The 18,598-nt window shown below is 41.7% G+C and carries 13 protein-coding genes; 3 read left to right on the top strand and 10 right to left on the bottom strand.

All coding sequences use genetic code 11. The features are described from left to right. Nucleotides 1–21 precede the first annotated feature (21 nt). From AC0JIQ_RS14675 to AC0JIQ_RS14635, 9 genes are all read right to left on the bottom strand, one after another. Nucleotides 22–1,524 (bottom strand): UvrD-helicase domain-containing protein, encoded by a 1,503-nt coding sequence (locus tag AC0JIQ_RS14675; RefSeq protein ID WP_474202075.1) that lies wholly within the window; start codon nt 1,522–1,524, stop codon nt 22–24. 9 nt (nt 1,525–1,533) lie between these two features. Next, on the bottom strand, nt 1,534–2,301 hold the full coding sequence (gene hisIE, locus AC0JIQ_RS14670) for a bifunctional phosphoribosyl-AMP cyclohydrolase/phosphoribosyl-ATP diphosphatase HisIE (RefSeq protein ID WP_474202074.1): 768 nt from the start codon (nt 2,299–2,301) through the stop codon (nt 1,534–1,536). A gap of 82 nt (nt 2,302–2,383) precedes the next feature. Then, a complete protein-coding gene (locus tag AC0JIQ_RS14665) occupies nt 2,384–2,806 on the bottom strand; it encodes a hypothetical protein (protein WP_474202073.1) in 423 nt (140 codons plus the stop codon). A gap of 35 nt (nt 2,807–2,841) precedes the next feature. After that, nucleotides 2,842–3,228: a VOC family protein gene (locus AC0JIQ_RS14660; protein WP_474202072.1), complete on the bottom strand. Its 387-nt coding sequence runs from the start codon at nt 3,226–3,228 to the stop codon at nt 2,842–2,844. A 26-nt stretch (nt 3,229–3,254) separates the two neighbouring features. Continuing rightward, nucleotides 3,255–4,571, bottom strand: coding sequence for an FAD-dependent oxidoreductase (locus tag AC0JIQ_RS14655; protein ID WP_474202071.1), 1,317 nt, complete (start codon nt 4,569–4,571; stop codon nt 3,255–3,257). A gap of 121 nt (nt 4,572–4,692) precedes the next feature. Continuing rightward, nucleotides 4,693–6,312: an ABC1 kinase family protein gene (locus AC0JIQ_RS14650; protein WP_474202070.1), complete on the bottom strand. Its 1,620-nt coding sequence runs from the start codon at nt 6,310–6,312 to the stop codon at nt 4,693–4,695. 12 nt (nt 6,313–6,324) lie between these two features. After that, nucleotides 6,325–7,005 carry a ubiquinone biosynthesis accessory factor UbiJ gene (locus tag AC0JIQ_RS14645; RefSeq protein ID WP_474202069.1) on the bottom strand — a complete coding sequence of 227 codons (681 nt, stop codon included), beginning with the start codon at nt 7,003–7,005 and terminating at the stop codon, nt 6,325–6,327. A gap of 10 nt (nt 7,006–7,015) precedes the next feature. After that, nucleotides 7,016–7,957, bottom strand: coding sequence for a bifunctional demethylmenaquinone methyltransferase/2-methoxy-6-polyprenyl-1,4-benzoquinol methylase UbiE (gene ubiE / locus AC0JIQ_RS14640; protein ID WP_004659241.1), 942 nt, complete (start codon nt 7,955–7,957; stop codon nt 7,016–7,018). Between the two features lie 195 nt (nt 7,958–8,152). Further along, a complete protein-coding gene (locus AC0JIQ_RS14635) occupies nt 8,153–8,860 on the bottom strand; it encodes a DUF8198 family protein (RefSeq protein WP_474202068.1) in 708 nt (235 codons plus the stop codon). A 204-nt stretch (nt 8,861–9,064) separates the two neighbouring features. On the opposite strand from AC0JIQ_RS14635, the gene pap reads away from it, so the two are divergent. Next, entirely contained in the window at nt 9,065–10,483 is a 1,419-nt protein-coding gene (pap, locus tag AC0JIQ_RS14630; RefSeq protein WP_004659237.1) for a polyphosphate:AMP phosphotransferase, read from the top strand. A gap of 25 nt (nt 10,484–10,508) precedes the next feature. Here the strand turns inward: pap and AC0JIQ_RS14625 are convergent, their stop codons facing one another. Then, nucleotides 10,509–11,015, bottom strand: a complete 507-nt coding sequence (locus AC0JIQ_RS14625; RefSeq protein ID WP_005218564.1) for a hypothetical protein — start codon at nt 11,013–11,015, stop codon at nt 10,509–10,511. 182 nt (nt 11,016–11,197) lie between these two features. Here AC0JIQ_RS14625 and AC0JIQ_RS14620 point away from each other — a divergent pair, with 182 nt between their 5' ends. Together AC0JIQ_RS14620 and AC0JIQ_RS14615 are read left to right on the top strand one after the other, a co-directional pair. Beyond that, on the top strand, nt 11,198–14,836 hold the full coding sequence (locus AC0JIQ_RS14620; protein WP_474202067.1) for an exodeoxyribonuclease V subunit gamma: 3,639 nt from the start codon (nt 11,198–11,200) through the stop codon (nt 14,834–14,836). Between the two features lie 3 nt (nt 14,837–14,839). Beyond that, nucleotides 14,840–18,553 carry a UvrD-helicase domain-containing protein gene (locus AC0JIQ_RS14615; RefSeq protein WP_474202066.1) on the top strand — a complete coding sequence of 1,238 codons (3,714 nt, stop codon included), beginning with the start codon at nt 14,840–14,842 and terminating at the stop codon, nt 18,551–18,553. Nucleotides 18,554–18,598: the final 45 nt, after the last annotated feature.

Here is an 18,598-nt window from a genome sequence, read left to right as displayed (position 1 = left end):
CTCTCCCTGAACATAAGCGCTTTAACCTACGGACTGGCGAAGACTTGAGGGAGCGCCCCGTTTTAATTGTTGTATTAAATCGTAAAGATGATGAATATTTAAACTTACTTTAGCACGAGTACAGGCAACATAAAGTAGTCTTAATTCCTCATCTGTAATTTTATGTTCTAGGCCATTTATTTTAAATTGGTAATCATCTTCAATATGCACACGATTCCATTCCAAGCCTTTGGCTTTGTGTGCAGTTGAAATGACATAATCTGCTTGCTCAATCGGCGTGATTTTGGCAAGTGCTTTCTTGAGTGGCTCAGTACCATGATCATCGACCAATTTGACTAAAGGTTTGATGTCGCTCCCGTCATTCGTTTCGCAATATTCATGTACATCATGCCATGAATTAAACCAAGCAAGCTCTGGTACATCGGTAATGCGTTTGCCTTGTTTGAGTAAACTAGCGGCATCCACAAAACGACTGAGTTTTTGATGATCAGCTTGTAGGCTGACTTTGTCGCCATGCACTAAACCAGAAAGTAGGAGTTCCATTGCACGCGCATTGGTACGACATAAAATTGCATCGCGCATTTTGGTATGGGGTTTATTCACTACACTCGATTTAATATTTGGATTGCCCAGTAGCGGAACAGTTTCGTTTAATGCACCAAGCAGACTATTGGCAACATCAGCAATCGCATCACCAAAACGGAATGAAGTCGTTAAGCGACTTTCATGTAAAGGCATTTGCTGCATAGCATTGACCGCGCCACGCCAAGCATAGATTTGCTGATGTGCATCACCGACATAAATCACTTGTGTGCTTTTTTGACGTAGTAAAATACCCAACATGAGTGGGTCAGCATCTTGTGCTTCATCAAACAAAACATAATCTGTTGGAATATTGGGTTCTGATAATGCCCAAAGTTTGAGGTAAATATCGTGACCAATCCCTGCTTGATGGTTTTGATCAATTGACTCTAACCAACGGCGTTCAACTGCTGGATATAAGTGTTGTTGTAACGATTCAATATCATCTTGATGCAACCAGCTTGGCGCTTGAATATGGCGAGGGGCAGGATATTGTGAGCTGGTCGAACAGAAATAGCTGACAGCATTGGCAACCAAACTCGCAAGACGACTTGGCATCAGTACATATTTTTCATAACGTCCGCCCATGAGACGACGAAGTGTGATTGGTTCTAAACGATATTCTTTAGCGATAAAACTTGGGCTTAAGCGAGGTAGTCGTAATTTATCAGTCACGCCACGCGGTACGCTACGAAAGGCAAGAGAGTGAAAGGTACGACAATTTACATTGCCGTGAAATTTACTTTGTGCTTCCGATGCAATGGCTTTGTTAAAAGCCAAATACATACCACGCCGTTCGGGCATGGCGTCACTGATCATTTGTAAAGTTGTCGTTTTACCTGTGCCAGCATAGGCAATCACTTTAAAGGACTGACCTAAACGTGCATTGTCTATCGCAATCGCTTGCTCATAGGTAGCTTTGGGTTTCTCGATATTCGACACAGGCGAGGTTTACGCTTCTTGGCTACGGTTGGCTTTTTCAATTAAGCCAGATAGACCTTGGCGACGAGCAAGTTCATCAAGGACTTCTTGTGGATCAAGGTCGAAGTAGCCGAGCATGACAATCGTGTGGAACCATAAATCTGCAACTTCATAAATCAGATCATGCTTATTTTCTAAAGAAGCATGTGCTGCATAATCTTTGGCTGCAATAATGCTTTCGACGCTTTCTTCGCCGACTTTTTCTAAAATTTTATTGATGCCTTTTTTGTATAGGCTGGCAACATAAGAACTATCTGCTTCAGCTTTTTTGCGTTCTTGCATCAAACGACCTAAGTGGCTGAGTACGTCAACTTGTTCAGCCTGACCATGATCGTGTGCTTCGACTTTCGCAGATGCGCCGTAAATTGCGGTTGGATCTTTCAGTTGAGCATCAACAATTTCCCAACCTTGTGGCGTGAGTTTACGATAAAAACAAGACTCCCGACCTGTATGGCAAGCAATTCCACCATGCTGTTCAATTTGCAGAATAATCACATCAGCATCGCAATCCAAACGAATTTCATGCACTGTTTGGAAGTGCCCTGATTCTTCGCCTTTGTGCCACAATTTTTGACGTGAACGTGAGTAATACACGGCTTGATTTTTTTCAGCCGTCAGTTGTAATGCTTCACGATTCATCCATGCAACCATTAACACTCGACCAGTTTGATGATGTTGTGCAATGGCAGGAACAAGACCATTGGAATCAAATTTAACTTCATCTAACCAGTTTGACATGAGTGAAAAATCCATTGAGTGGAAAGCCGTTAGTGTAGCGTTTGTGACTAGGGTTGGCTATGCTTGTTCGGGAAAAAATGCTTTAGGTGCTGGGTTGGATAGATGATCTTAGTAATTTACTATTTTCAGATCGAATCAAAATTAGAGTCAAAATAATTGTAGATACAGTTGAATTTGCATAATCAGCGATAAACCAGCTATTAAGCACATAATAGCCACCCGATAAGCAAGCCCAAATAATCAGCATTCTAATTAAAAATCTTTGATGAATAAAAAGTAATAAAAAGAATGGAATCAAGTTAAATAATATCATCCACCAAAAACTGGAACTTTCAACCATACGTCCGACTGTGGATTGCTGATTTGTGTACCAAAAATGAAAAGAGTACTTCTTATCAAAAAAGCTTAAAATATCCAATAAACTCGGTAATAAAAACAATCCAATATAAATAATCACACTAGATTTTTTCTGCCGATACAAAGCCCATAGAAAACTATATTTCATGTCTAACCTTATTTTTATTGATGAATTTTAATTTTTTAAGTGTTGAGATAATTCGAAATTTCAATCAAGTTCTGATCTGGATCACGAAGATAAACTGAGACCATTTTACCTACAGCACCTGTTCTCTGTATTGGCCCTTCAACAATCTTAATATTAAGCTGTTGCAGATGTTTAATCACCTCTTCTAATGGCGTTTCTGCAATAAAGCATAAATCTGCAGAACCTACGATTGGACGATATGCTTTAGGTTCAAACTCTTTGCCAACTTGATGCAAATTGATTTTCTGATGACCAAATTGTAGTGCTTTGCGGTTTTCACCAAAAGTAATCACTTCAAAATTCAAGACTGATCGATAAAACTGGCAAGTGATTCCAATATCGGCAACGGTCAAAACCAAATGATCTAAATGGCTAATTTTCATATTTAATTCAACTCTTGTTTTTGATCTTAGTCATATTCAGGCAATGATTGATTGTTTTGAATCAAGGCATTTTGATTTTGTTGGTATATCGCAATCTGTTGATAGCTCATGTGTTGGAACATACCTGTTTTTAAACCTGAAATGGTAATCGCCATTTCTTTACGAAAATAGGGGATTTGATACATCCAAGGGAAAGTGAGATCACGTATACCAGCTGCCCACCAATGATCAGATTGATAAAGTGGAGTCAGTAAACGACTAAGGAACTGATAGAACTGTGTCGAGGAACGACGCTGTTGGTGATAGTGTTGCCATAATATCGACCAGTCAATTTGCTGATTTTTCTGAGCGGCGTGTAATGATTGGGAAAAAGCCCACGCATCTAAAAGTGCCATATTCGCACCTTGTCCTAATTGTGGACTCATGGCATGTGCAGCATCACCAATTACCCCGATTCGACCTTGTCCGTATCGAGACATCACCACATCACGATATTGAGCAGATAACCATTGCGGTTGATTTTTTGCATCCAATAAAAGCTGTTTAAGCCATTCTGCGACTTCGGGCCAGCGCTTAGAAATTTGCTGTAACCAATCCTGTTTTGATTCGTCCGTTTTTAAGAATGATTGCAGTTGTGAAGTCGGCAAACTCCAAAATACACTGGAAAGCCTTTGCTGAGGAGCAGTTGGGATAGCACCTGTTGGCAGAACGCCCATCATGATTTTAGATCGATCATAAAATTGATGAAGAATTTCAGGATTCAAGCTTAGGCATTCAGGCACGATTGTCCATGCAGCTCCCCACGGATAAGCTTGATCAACCTTGACCCAAGCTTTGGGGCGGAGTTGGCTGCGCGCACCATTGGCAATCAATACCGCATCGAAACAGTCATCAAAGTTATGTTGTTGGTGAGTGCCAAATAATCGAATTTCATTCGGCTGCTCTTCAATTTTCTCAATGTTATGACTCATTCGCCAAGTGACATGACTTGCATATTCCGCCAATTTTTCAGTTAAGACATGACATAAGGTTGCACGATGAATACCAAGACCATAATGGTTCTTACCTGCCTGATGATAGTGGCTATTCACCAAGAGACGTTTATTGGAAAGTTGCCCTTCTAAACCTGTGACTTTTGCACCGAGTTTTAACGCCTGATCGAGTACGCCTAAATGTTCAAAAACAGCCAAACCCGCAGGTTGTAGCAACAAGCCTGCGCCAACAGGCGATAGTTCTTCAACCTGTTCAAAAATCGTAACCTGATGACCTTCTCGTGCGAGCAAAATCGCAGTCGCCAGTCCCGCTGTACCTGCACCAATAATGGCAAAATGTGGTGTTTTCATTATTTATTCTTTTTAAGGATCTATAAATTTGTTGAGTTATGATCTTAATTGAAACTAAACGATTTTTGAAAAGAAATCTTAACCATAAAAAATCCCTTTTCAGAGCAAGGGATTTTTGAACTTATTTCATAATTCGCCAAACTGCAATCAGTGCACTCAATACGATTAAAATGATGGAGACAAACCAAGGACTAATAATCGCAATGGTGAGCATAATCAGCATGGTGCTACCAAACATCCAACTACGGCGTTGCTGTTGTTGCATTTGTAAGCGCATTTGCTGAATTTCACGGAGTTGCTTATCTTGCCAAGCTGATTGATTTTTCAAACCATTCAAGCTATCAATCAGTAAGCTTGGGATATCTTGAGCACCTAATAATAGATCTGGGATTTGTTGTCCAAGTTCTTTGATATTTTTGACCGGATTCATATTGGCTTTAACCCATTCGGTCAAAATCGGTTTAGCCAGCTTCCAAATATCGAGTTGTGGGTAAAGATCAGTACCTAAACCTTCAACGTGTACCAATGTTTTGAGTAGTAGCATTAATTGCGGTGGAATTTCCAAATGGAAACGACGTGCAATATCCATCACCTGAATCAAAATTCCTGCGAAATCCAATTGATCCATCGGTTTTGATACCATTGGACCAACGGTACGGCGCATCTCACGTGACAAGGCATCTTGATCTGTGCCCGGTGGAATCCAACCTGCTTGATGTACGATCTGAATCAGTTGCATAAAGTTGCTATTCATTACTGCAAGCAACATACGGGCAACTGTCATCTGGTCATGTTTTGACAGTTCACCCATGATGGCGCAATCTAGAGCAATAAAGCGCGGATTACTTGGGTTAATGGTTTCAACAAACACATTACCCGGATGCATGTCGGCGTGGAAAAAGTTGTCTCGAAATACTTGGGTAAAGAAGATGGTTAAACCTTTTTCAGCCAAGTCTGCACGATCCATACCCAAACGATCAAAGGTTGCAATATCTGAAATAGGCACACCTGTGATGCGTTCGGCTACCATGACATCTTTACTGTCCATATAAACTTCGGGCACATACATCATGCTTGAGCCAGTGAAGTAGTGACGCATTCGGCGTGTATTGTCCGCTTCTAGACTCAGATCAAGCTCATTCAAGATAATTTGACGATAGTCTTGAATGATTTCAGTCAGATGTAAGGCGCGAGCAGCCTCTAAACGATTTTCAAGCCAATCGCCCAGCCAAGCTAAGATTTCAAAGTCTTGCAGAATTTGATTACGAATATCAGGGCGAGTGACTTTCACCACTACTTCACGACCATCATGCAGAGCCGCAGTGTGAACTTGTGCAATCGATGCCGCAGCAAGGGGTTGCTCATCAAAGCGAGAGAATAATGTGGATACATCTGCTTTGAGCGATTCTTGGATGCGTTGTTTGGCCAATTGGGTGTCATACGGTTTGACACGGTCTTGTAACAACACTAATTGTGATAATACTTCTGGTGGAATCAAATCACGGCGAGTAGAGAGCAATTGTCCAAGTTTAATGGCTAACGGACCCATATCCTCTAAAGCTTCTTTAAGCTTGAGTGGATTTTTTTTCTCTCGACTTGACCATGCCGCAGGATGGCTTTTGATAATATTTAGGGCATGGCGGGCTTTAACTGGTAATTCTTCCGCAGGGAACAAGGTGTCAAGGCGATAATGTGCTGCAATACGCCAGAGTTCGAGTAACCGTGTAACATGCGGAATCATATAAAATCTTACCTAGTCTTGTGAGGAATGTTTTGCTGGATTAAATGAAGCGTGTAACTGTTGAAATTTCGCTTCTAAACGATCTAATTCTTGATTGAGTTGACGCGTTTCGCGATGAAGATCATCCATTTGCCAACGTGGTGCAAATAAACCACTATCTTCTTTTAAAGTATCTTCAATAAAGAACAAATGGCTTTGTAATGAACGCTTGAGTTGTTTGGGTGCAAGTTGAATCTTACCCAATTCATGTGCCAGTTGTGGGCCAATCCAAGGCGATAAATGTGCAGCGAGATCAGGCTCAGCTTGCTGCATAATTCTTTGAATATCTTGTAATAAATGGTAATCGCCTTGTAGGGGAATATTACCAATCTGATCCATATCACTCAGCAATAATTTAATTAACTCAACAACATTTTCAACTTGTAATGTTGCTGTTGCATCGGTGATTTTGTATTGAGGATCAAATGGACGCTGTTCAAAAATAGAAGACTTTTGACTATGTCCCGTTACGGTGGGCTCTAGACGAACTTTATTTTCATCAAAAAAAACATCAACTGAGAGTTGTGGGCTATCAATCACAACACGTAATAATTGCCCTTGCAGTTGATTGAGTTGAATACGTGTAATCGCATCCAAATCAATCACATGATGAATGATACGTTCGACTGCACCGAGTGCTAAAATCGACCACATATCTTAAGCCTTAAAGTTTGAATCCGCGGTGAACTGCAACAATACCACCAGTGAGGTTATGGTAGTCACAGCTTTGGAAGCCTGCATTTTCCATCATGCCTTTGAGGGTACGTTGGTCTGGATGCATACGAATAGATTCTGCAAGATATTTATAACTTTCAGAGTCATTTGCAACGAGTTTACCCATGATTGGTAATGCAGTGAATGAATAAAGATCGTAAAGCTTAGAGAATGGTTCGAACACAGGTTTAGAGAATTCGAGAACCAATAAACGACCACCTGGTTTAAGTACGCGATACATGGCTTGTAGTGCGGCATCTTTATCCGTCACGTTACGTAAACCAAAACTGATAGTCACTAAATCAAAACTATTATCGGCAAAGGGTTCTAATGTTTCAGCATTCGCAAGTACGAAATCAACGTTAGTACAGCCAGCATCAATCAGACGATCGCGACCTACATTTAGCATTGATTCATTGATGTCTGAGAGTACGACATGACCTTGTGGACCGACTTCACGGCTAAATACTTTTGCTAAATCACCTGTACCACCAGCAATATCAAGTACATGTTGACCACGGCGAACACCTGACATATTAATCGCAAAACGTTTCCAAATACGATGGATACCGAATGACATCAGGTCATTCATAATGTCGTATTTACTTGCAACCGAATGAAAAACTTCAGCAACTTTTTGTGCTTTATCATCACTGCTTACAGTTTGATAGCCAAAGTGAGTGGTTGCTCCAACATTTCCCGTGTTGGCACCACGTGGCAAATTATATTTTGGTACTGATGTATTCGGTGTTGATGTTGAACCTTGTTGTAACGATTGCTGTTGACCTTGAGGTGCTCCTTGAGGAAGTGGAGAACTGAGGAAAGGACTGACTTTGTCTGAACTTGGGTTTTGCTCAACTTCTGGGGTAGGCTGTTGGTTTTCGTTAGACATTGTTTTCTCCTAAACTTTCGCTCTAGCGGCACGAATCAGCAAGCATGATGACAGATTTTGTATTTTTTTACAGGGTTTAGCATATCATTGTTATGAATAATATACAGAAAGTCACACGCTCAAAAGCATTTTTAATTTTTGTTTTGGAATTCAATAATCCCTCCTAACACGAAGAGGGATGGCTATCAATTCAATTTAGTCACGAAATGGGTTTGGGTGACCAGCGTGGACTTTTTCGATGATCTCACGTTCTTTTGCCGTAAATGTTTTGATAAACGTTGCAGCAGACTTCATTGGTTTCATTGCAGCAAAACCTTCTTGGATAAACTCGTACATACGTTCAAATTGATATTTGGTTGCAATGCCTTTACACATTTTAAAAGCTGCATACATCATCGTAGAGCGCATATACTTATCTAATGTGAGACCAAGCTCGTCAAGTAATTGTAATTGTTCATAACGTACATCACCTTGATCGAGTTTGACTAAGGTCTGGCGCATGATTTCATCAGTTAATGGTGTTTCTAAAGGATAATCTTTGAGTAGTTGTTCTGCGACTTGTTCATCGAGTTGAGTGGCAAGTACAGCAAGACTGACCGATTTTGTTCCTGTTTTAATTGCATTTTCAGGAAGTAAGCTTTCTGCTTTATGTGCATATTTCAACAGGCGTTCGATTTGTTGTGCAATCGCATCAAAATCAGGACCACCGTATAAGCGATTGAGAAAATACTGTGCCATCAGTTGATTTTCAGGCAGAGCAAAAAAATCTTTATGGGTTTCTGCGATGCGTGCTTTCATCCACGCTTGTACTTCATGCAGACGTTGCTTAAGTGCTGGATTTTGGTGGTAATTCAGAGTTTGGTATTGTAATAAAAGATGATCAAATGCTGCGAGTTTTGACATGTTCGAACTCAAAGAAAATAAAACCAGAAAATCATAGGCTGCATCATAACGAAGAACCATGACAGCTTAAACCCTAAATGTCTAACAATCGGTCAGTATGTTTATACACTGATTCTACTCTACAGAAACTGTACAAGGGTTTTGCATGCAGTGAAATAGATTTCACTATACTTATTCTTAATAATGAGCCATTTAGAGCAGAACATGAGTGTACAACAACCAAAATTTGAATTGCGCGATGAAGATGAGCTTTCTTTAGATTTGATTGAAGCACAATATGCCTTAAAAGATAGCCAAGATAAAAAAAATGCAAAAAGTGTTCTGATTTTAGTAAGTGGGATTGAATTAGCAGGGAAAGGCGAGGCGGTTAAGCAATTACGTGAATGGTTAGATCCACGCTATTTAAGAGTTAAAGCAGATGCACCACGGTTATTAACGACCTATCAAACCTTTTGGCAGTCTTATACGCGCTTTATTCCTGCCGAAGGTCAGATCGTGGTGATGTTTGGGAATTGGTACAGTGATTTGCTGTCAACCGCCATGCATGTGTCAAAACCATTAGATGAAACATTGTTTGATGCCTATATTGATCAGATGCGTTCATTCGAACATGACTTACAGCATAATAATGTACATGTGGTCAAAGTTTGGTTTGATCTATCTTGGAAGTCTTTACAAAAACGCTTAGACCAAATTGATGCGTCCGAACAACATTGGCATAAATTACATGGTTTAGATTGGCGCAATAAAAAACAATACGATACTTTACAGGAGTTAAGCCAAAGATTTACCGATGATTGGTTTGTGATTGATGGTGAAGACGAAGCTCTACGTGATCAATGTTTTGCTCAATACATATTACAAACTTTACAAGAGTTGCCTGACCATCAAACTAAAGTCACGGAAAAATGGCAACAAGCACAAATTCCAACAGCACTGTTAGAACCGTCAAAACAAAGCTTAGATAAAGATGACTACAAAGAAGAATTGAACAAATTAACCAAAAAAGTAGCTGATGCATTACGTTACGACGAACGAAAAGTGATTGTTGCTTTTGAAGGTATGGATGCCGCAGGTAAAGGGGGAGCAATAAAAAGAATTGTTAAAAAATTAGATCCACGTGAATATGAAATTCATAGTATTGCTGCACCTGAACGTTATGAATTACGCCGTCCTTATTTGTGGCGTTTTTGGAATAAACTCAATGATGGCGGAAAAATTACCATTTTTGATCGTACATGGTATGGTCGTGTTTTGGTTGAGCGGATCGAAGGTTTTGCTTCAGTCGTTGAATGGCAACGTGCTTATAATGAAATTAATCGGTTTGAGGAAAATTTGGTTGATAGTCAAACCGTGATTGTAAAAATTTGGCTTGCAATCAGTAAGGATGAACAAGAAGTTCGATTTAAAGATCGTGAACAAACCCCACATAAGCGTTTCAAGATTACTGAAGAAGATTGGCGTAATCGTGATAAATGGGATGATTATTTAAAAGCTGCTGCAGATATGTTCGAACGAACCAACACAGATTATGCACCATGGTATGTAATCGCTACCGATGATAAAAATACAGCACGGATCGAAGTTTTAAAGGCGATTTTAAAACAACTCAAGGCGGATTAAACCGCCTTGTCGTCATCAAATACTATTAAGCCACAATAGTACTGCGACTTTTTTGTTGAATTCGTTTAGCAAGGTTATAGCAATCTTGAATATGTGCTTCAGTAATTTTACGCATCATGAAATAACCAAGGCTTGCAGCGACCAATTGTCCACCTAAAGGAATAAACTTGGTCACTTGCTTGGTGGCAATTTTCGTGAAAAAGCCATTAAAAGATTTTTTCATTGCAGTGCGCGCTACCACAAAACCTGAAAATTCGAAACCACGTTTACGTAGCTCATCCCAATGCACTTTTTTCGTTTCAGGATCATAGACACTGATATGTTCAGGTGCTAAACCAAAACGCGCATTAATATAAGGAATAATCTGAGTGAGCATACCTAAATCAACGACCACATCAAAAAATGGGATGGGTACAATCGCTGCACCTGCAGACCAATATGCACGATTTTTGGTAAGTGCCAAACACTCTTCGCGAATTTGCTCCAAATTTAAGCTTGGATCAATCGAATCAGGAATTTTTTCAATTTTCATAAAGTTATACCTAAAGTCTATCCCTCGATAGTACATTCAATCGGATTGAGTGGTGAATTTCAAAACAATTTATTTATTTCCTTGTGTGTTTAACGTGACATAGTTATATGAAGTTGTATAGTGATAAATATGTACGTTTTCGTGCAATACAATAAGCATTCCTGATGAGGTCATATTCGTAGATGGGTATTCATGTTATTCAAAGTCAACGCCTTGAAGTGTTATTACAAGGTGTGATGGCATCAATCACCCAACCGAGTTCTTCTCCATTTCAGGTATTTAAAACTCAGCATTTTATCGTTCCCAGTCCTGCACAAGAACAATGGTTGACGCAGAAAATTGCCGAACAACAAGGCATGACTGCCAACTATCAATTTCATCAACGCATTCGTGGTTTTCAGTGGTATGCCTATCAGCAAGTATTAGAAAATAAAGAACAAGTGCGTAAAGCCAATATTCCGCGTTTGATTTTAAAGTGGCGCATCCATCAAGCTTTACAGCCTTTTATTCAACCCGAACAGAATAGTCTTGTACAAGAGCACCCTTTATATTCGATTGTGCAGCGGATTTATGCCAGTGCCGATCAACTGCAACAAGGCACTGAAAAACAACTAAAAAAACAAAGTATGCTGTATTGGGTGGCGGAGCAGGTTTCACAACTGTTTAATAACTACATGATTTATCGTGGTCATTGTCAACGCGGCTGCCAAAGTAATTGTACCTGTAGCAGTAATTGGCTATCGACGTGGGGGCAGAATAAAGCCCTTAATATTGAACAATTGGTTGCGCAAACAGATCAGCAAACTTCAGCTTTTAGCTTACAACAAACAGAACAGTTGGAAGCTTGGCAGCGTTGGTTGTGGCAAAACTACTTTCATGATGATTTTGTTGAAATACAAAGCATTGATGCTGATTTCTGGCAGCTTCTAGACAATCAGCAGACACGTCAGAAAGCGTTGACACAACTGCCAAGTCAGGTAATTGTATTTACGATTTTAGATTTACCACCGAGCCAGTTGCATTTTTTACGTCGTCTGGGGCAATATCTGGATGTGGTGATTTTGCACTATAACCCATCACAAGAATACTGGGCTGACAGTGTCGATCCACTCTGGAAGAAGCGTTATGATCTGGGCGTGAAAGAGCGCTATATCGCCAAACATCCCAATGCCAGCGACGCAGAAATTGCTGCATTTTTTGACAGTTTCAGTTTGGGCTTCAATGCCTTAAATCGTGAGTCTCGACATCCATTGCTGACCCGTTTGGGCAAGCAGGCACGTGACCACTTTTCGCTGTTGTCGCAACTGGCAACTGGAGATGAAGGTAAGTGGGTCGATGCTTTTGTAGAGCAGTTTCCTGAAACGCTACTCGGTAAAATTCAATCCGATATCTTCTATTTGGCAGAGCCACAGTCGCAGCAATATAAGCTTGCAGCAGAAGATGAATCCATTCAGATCCACGTATGCCACTCCAGCATACGACAACTTGAGGTCTTAAAAGAGCAGTTGGTCCATTGGCTATCTCAGGCGGATGGTCAGCCACGTCGTCCAAATGACGTATTGATCTTGGCTTCGAATCTAGCTGAATTAGAGCCTTTGATCCGTAGCGTGTTCCCTGCGGTTGCAAATGAACATGAAGTGTTCTTACCGGTAAAAATTGCAGGGGTGGCGCAGTTAGATACCTTAAATGCATGGCGTGCGGTACTTGGACGCTTGCAATTGACACAGGGTCGTTTTACGCAGGATGACTTTGCTGATTGGCTCAATCTTTCCGCGACGCAACAACGTTATGGGCTGGATTATACGCAGGCACAACGCATTTTAGCCATGCTCAATGATGCTGGCTTTAAACGAGGTCTAGATGAACAACACTTAAAGCAAAGTCTGAGTGATGAAGATCAAGACTATCGTTATAGTTTTAAATTTGCTTTGGATCGTTTGGCTTTAGGAATTGCTGTGCCTGCCCATGTGATGGTGCAGGATATGCTCAGTTATGCCTTGGTGCAGCCAAGTGATTTTGAACTTATTGGTATTCTGATTCAGATCTATCAAGATTTAGCAGCGCGTCGAGATTGGCTGGTGGCACATGAGCAAGGACAGCGGTTGCCTGTTGAGGTCTGGTTGCAACGGATTAAACAGGATGTACAAGAGTTTGAGCAAGCCGATGTGGTGGCATTAAAAGCAATCCGTGAAATTATTCAGAAGCAGGAACGGATGCTGACTCTGGCCAGCTATTATGACGATGCAGAAATGCAGTTGCGCCAAATTACCTTACCTTTGCCTTATATTATTGAAGAAATTCAGCGCACATTAGAAAGTCAGTCTGCGCAAGTTGAACCGACAGGACAAATTACCTTTAGTCAGATTGGACAAATTCGCCCGATTCCTTATCGGCTGATTGTACTGTTGAATTTGGATACAGGTAAATTTCCAAATCGAGACAGTCATATTCCGTTTGATTTGATGGATGCACTGCGTCAGCAATTGGGTGATCGTTCTCGTTTGGAGGATGATCAGGGGGCATTTTTGGATGCCATCTTATTGGCACAAGAACAGGTTTGGCTGTTTTATAATGGCTTTGATCTCAATGATGGCGAAATCAGAGAACCATCCAGTGTGTTGCAGGGCTTCCGCGAGCATTTGGCTTTGATTGTAAAACCGCCTAGCAGCGAAGATAGTCCTGCTTTATCAGAAGTGGATTTAGCTGGATTGGATGCATTACAAATCCCGCCACAGCTTTACCCGCTGTATCATTTACATCGGTTACAGCCTTTTGATCCACTCGGCTTTGTTTCGAATCGGCCTGTGCGCTTCCAAGATCAATGGTTTAAGGTCGCTTCACAAATTCAGCAAGTCAAAGGTGAGCGGCAAGCATGGGTCAATACCGCCTATCCTGTTGAACAGAATGAAATGATTATTTTGGAGAGTCAGCAATGGATTCAGGATGTTACTTTCCCTGCACGATTGTATTTAAAAACTTTAGGTGTGGAAAATTTAACTGCACAAACATTGCTTGATCAATCTGAACCATTATTACTCGATGGTCTCGGTAAATATGCCATTCGGCATTTTTTACAGCAGCAGGATGACCAGCTCTCTCAAAGTCTGTTGCAAGATCAGTTGCCCGTTGGCAAAGTTCAGCACAGTGCTTGGCAGCAAAGTCGCTTAGAGCAGCAACGCTTGTTGGAGCGCTTGCAGCAATATGCCGCAGCACCGACTGAAACCACGCAACGGGTTTGGCGGGTCTCGAAACAATTACAAATCGCCTGTGTGACCCCGAAACAGCAGACCCAAGATTGGGTCAGTTTGGATGCTTCCAGTGCACGTGCCAAGCGCTTTGCCAAAGTCTGGCTGGAATATCTGCTTTGGCGGGCGGTAATGAAGAGTGATGATGCCACAGCGAAGCGTCGAATTGTGGTATTTAGTGATCAGACCGTGATTTGTGAAGGCTTAAGTTCACAGCAGGCACAGCATTATTTAAATGCATGGTTACGGCTTTGGCACGATGCACAGCAGCAACCTGTGGTTTTGCCTGCAGCCTTAATATTAAAGTCTTTAGAAAAGGGCAAGCAATATGAGTGGATTGAGCAGGATTCAACTCAGGTGTTAACTGAAGAGAGTCAAAAGCAAGTATTGAAAGACTGGAATGATACGGGGGATTTCTCGGGTTTTGATATGACCCAGAATGAAGCCTGTAAATTGCACCGCGATTGGCAGTTCATTTTGCAGGAACAAGATGCAACCGCTTTATTGCAGTATGCCTGTGACCATTATTCCTTTGCTTTATATCAACCGATTTTTGAATTTTTACGGGTGGAGTAAGACATGAACTCAAAGTATCCCGTATCTTATCAGCCGATTGGTGATATTCAATTTGAAGGGCTGCATTTAATTGAAGCCTCCGCAGGGACAGGGAAAACCTATACGCTATCCAGTTTGATGGTGCGGATTTTCTTAGAGAAATATTTGCCCAATCAGGTGATTGCCACCACCTTTACCCGTGCTGCAGCCGCAGAACTCAAAACGCGTATTCGTTTGCGTCTGGTCGAAATCCTTGAGTTTTTAGAGCCTTTTCGTGATGTATTGGAACAAGATATTCAGGCCAAGGCATTACAAGAGTCTGATCCGTTAAAACAACAGGTCTTACAAAACTTTGCGCCACGAATTGCCTATGCCAGTGAACGGCTCAAATTGGTCATTGATCAATTGGATGAATTGTTTGTTGGAACCTTGGATAGTTTTAGTCAAAAGCTATTGCGTGAGTTTGCCTTTGAAAGTGGCAAAATCGAACGCGCTGAAATCACAGAGGATGCCAAAAGCTATACCCGTCAATTAATTCATGATGTGTTGCGGGAATGGATTCAGACCCAACCACAGCAAGTGATCAATGCGTTGTATAGCGTGGGTGGGTTGAAAAGTGTCGATCATTTTGTCGGGATGGTGGAAAGCTCGCTGAATTTTAGCTCGGCACAATTTAAACTGCCTGCCATGCCTGAGATTGAGTTGGCTCAGTTGCAGCAGTGGCAACTGCAAGCACAGCAGATTGACCTGAGCAGCTTGGCTGAATACTTTCAGTTAAAGGGCGCCTATTATGCACATATCAATGGTGCTTCTTTCCGTAATAATGCCTTTCATAGACTGTTTACAGAATCCTTGCCGCCTTTATTAACTGCACTCAATAGTCCTGAGAATATACAGATCTTTGATGCCTATTTTGCCGATGCACGTGATGCTGTATTTAAGTTTTTAGACAAACTCGAAGCACAAAAAATTTTTAAGAAATGTCCTGCGGAAATTGCCGAGGGCTTCTATCAGCATCCATGCGTGTTGCAACTGCAAAAGCTGTTTCAAGCTGTACAGCAGACTCAGCAAGAATTTGAGCAGTTACAGGTCTATTTAAAAGCCTATTTATGTGTTGAAGTCAAAAAGCGTTTGCCTCAAGTGTTGCAGCAAAAAGGGGAGACCACCTTTGCTCAGCAAATCAAGACTTTGTCTGAAGCTTTAAAAGGTGAGCAAGGACAATCTTTTGCGGTATTTGTACAGTCACGCTATCCATTGATTCTGGTGGATGAGTTTCAGGATACCAACCAAGATCAAGATGATATGTTGGCCAGTATCTGGCGCCATCCGCAACGTTATCAAAAAGGCTGCATGATTATGGTGGGTGACCGTAAGCAGGCGATTTATGGTTTCCGTGGTGGCGATATGCTGACCTTCCTGAATGCTTATCAGGATATTATGGCCAAACAGGGGCGTGAGTATAAGTTGGTGCATAACCACCGTTCGGTGAAAGAGCTGGTGGAAGTGGTGGATCTGCTATTTCAGCGTCAGATCGATTTTGGTGAGCAGGTCAGTTATGATCCGATTCAAGCGGGTTCACGTCCGCATCCCGCCTTGGTTGAAAATGCCCAATTTAATCCGCAGCCTTTACGTTGGGTACAACTACACGAAGGCAATGAACAGGCCACACAGGTGGCGTGGCAGGTTCAGCACTTACTCAACCAAGCCTATTTAAAGCAATTGTACTTAGAGGGTGATATCCCGACTGCGATTGATGAAGATGATATTGCCATTCTTTCGCGTAGCCATCGCCAACTGGATGAAGTGCAATATGTATTGGAACGTATGGGGATTCGGGTCAATCGACCATCGAAACGCAGTGTGTTTGATTCCAGCATTGCACAGGATGTGGGGGCCTTATTGACGGCGTTGCTTCATCCTTATGATGAAGCCAAGCTCAAACGGGCTTTGCTCAGTCGTTTATTTGGCTTTGATCTGGCTCGACTATTGGCCTTAGAACAAAGTGCAGAAGGCTTGAGTGATTATATTCAGCAGTTTGATGACATACGAGAAATGTGGCTGAATCAAGGCTTTTTATCGGCGTGGCAGCGTTGCCTAAATCAGTTTGGTCTTTGGCAACAACTGGTGGCCACACAAAGTAAAGACAATGAACGTGCCGTGGTGAATCTACGCCACCTCACTGATCTCTTGAGCCAGCACAGTGAACATGTACAAGGAATGCAAAACCTGTATCACTGGTATTTAAAACAATTAAATTCGCCAAGTGATCGCGATTGGGAGCTTGAACACAAGCTGTCCAGTGAAGCGGGTGTGCAACTGATGACTATTCACCAGTCCAAAGGCTTGGAGTTTAAAATCGTCTTTTTACTGGGGGCGAATAAGGCTTTTGCTGAAGTACAGAAAACACTGAATTTTTCTACCACTGAAATCCAGTTGCCTGAGACGGGTCAAATACGGACGCAACGGGTGGTAGCCGTGGCAGATAAAAACTTTTTACAGCAAACTGAGCTGGATCAACATCTGCAACGTGCTTTGGCGGAACAAAACCGGTTGTGGTATGTGGCACTGACACGGGCCAGTCACCGTGTTTATGCCGTATTTGAACCGGAAAAAGGCGATAAAAATAAGTTGTCAGGTTTGGCTTTTTGGAAGAATCAGGGCGATCACTTTCAACATCCCTATAGTACCGATGCTGCGCTCATCTTAGAGCGACCACAAGCCTTACAGATGCAGCAAAACCAACAACAAATTGCACTGTTGGCTCAAGCGTTGCCGACACAACGTTTTTATGCACGCGGAAAAACTAGCTTTAGTTATTTGGCACAGCATCTAAAGCATAAGGCCACTCGGGCGGATCGTTTGGCCAATATCGATACCAATTTTGAGCAAGCAGAAGATGAGTTGAATCTTGCTGAAACGGAAAAAATCGCCACGGCTCAGCCAATCGCTTGGATTAAGCAATATTTCCCGAAAGGGACTTTGGCTGGTAATTTCCTGCATGAGATTTTTGAGCAGATTGATTTTCAGCAACCCCAAACCTGGGTAGAAGACATTCGCCGTCGTTTTAAAAACACCTATCAAGGCTTATGGTTAGAGCTGTTACAACAGTATCAACTGCATTTCCCAGAACAAGAAAATGGCGAGCAACAGCTCTATCAATGGATTGCTGATTGGCTTGGTGAAGTATTACATACGCCACTCAATCAGGGCTTTCAGTTAAAACAATTAGCTGCAGGACAATACTTGTCTGAATGTCCATTCTATCTGGCTTTATCGGATCGAGTGCTGGCGATGCAGCGTGTACAGCAATTGTTTGAGGAATATGGCATCGAAATGCCTGAGCTACTTGAGGCTAAATCTGCCCGCTACTTGAATGGCTCCATTGACTTGGTTTACTTCGATGGCCAGCGTTATCATATTGCCGATTATAAGAGTAATTATCTGGGGGCAGAGCAACTGGATTATCAGGTTACTCAGATTGCAGAAAGTATGTCACTGTCGAGTTATTGGTTACAAGCGGCGTTGTATTTAGTTGCGTTGCATCGTTATCTGTCGGTGAAATTGCAGGATTATGATATGCAACTGCATTTGGGTGGCGCATCTTATCTGTATTTGCGCGGTATGAATGGGCAGGCGCAGCAAGGCTGTTTCTATTGGAAGCCTGAGGATGAGTTTATCTTGCGTTTGGATGCAATACTTGGATATTTTTCTGAGGATAAAGCTGGAAAAATGGTGTAGATAAAGTGCGTGATTTTAAATTAAACAAAAGCTTAGCTTGTGAAT

This window comes from Acinetobacter sp. FB (assembly GCF_056033405.1).
The sequence above is the reverse complement of the archived record's forward strand: the minus strand, read 5'-3'. Positions and strand labels throughout refer to the sequence as shown.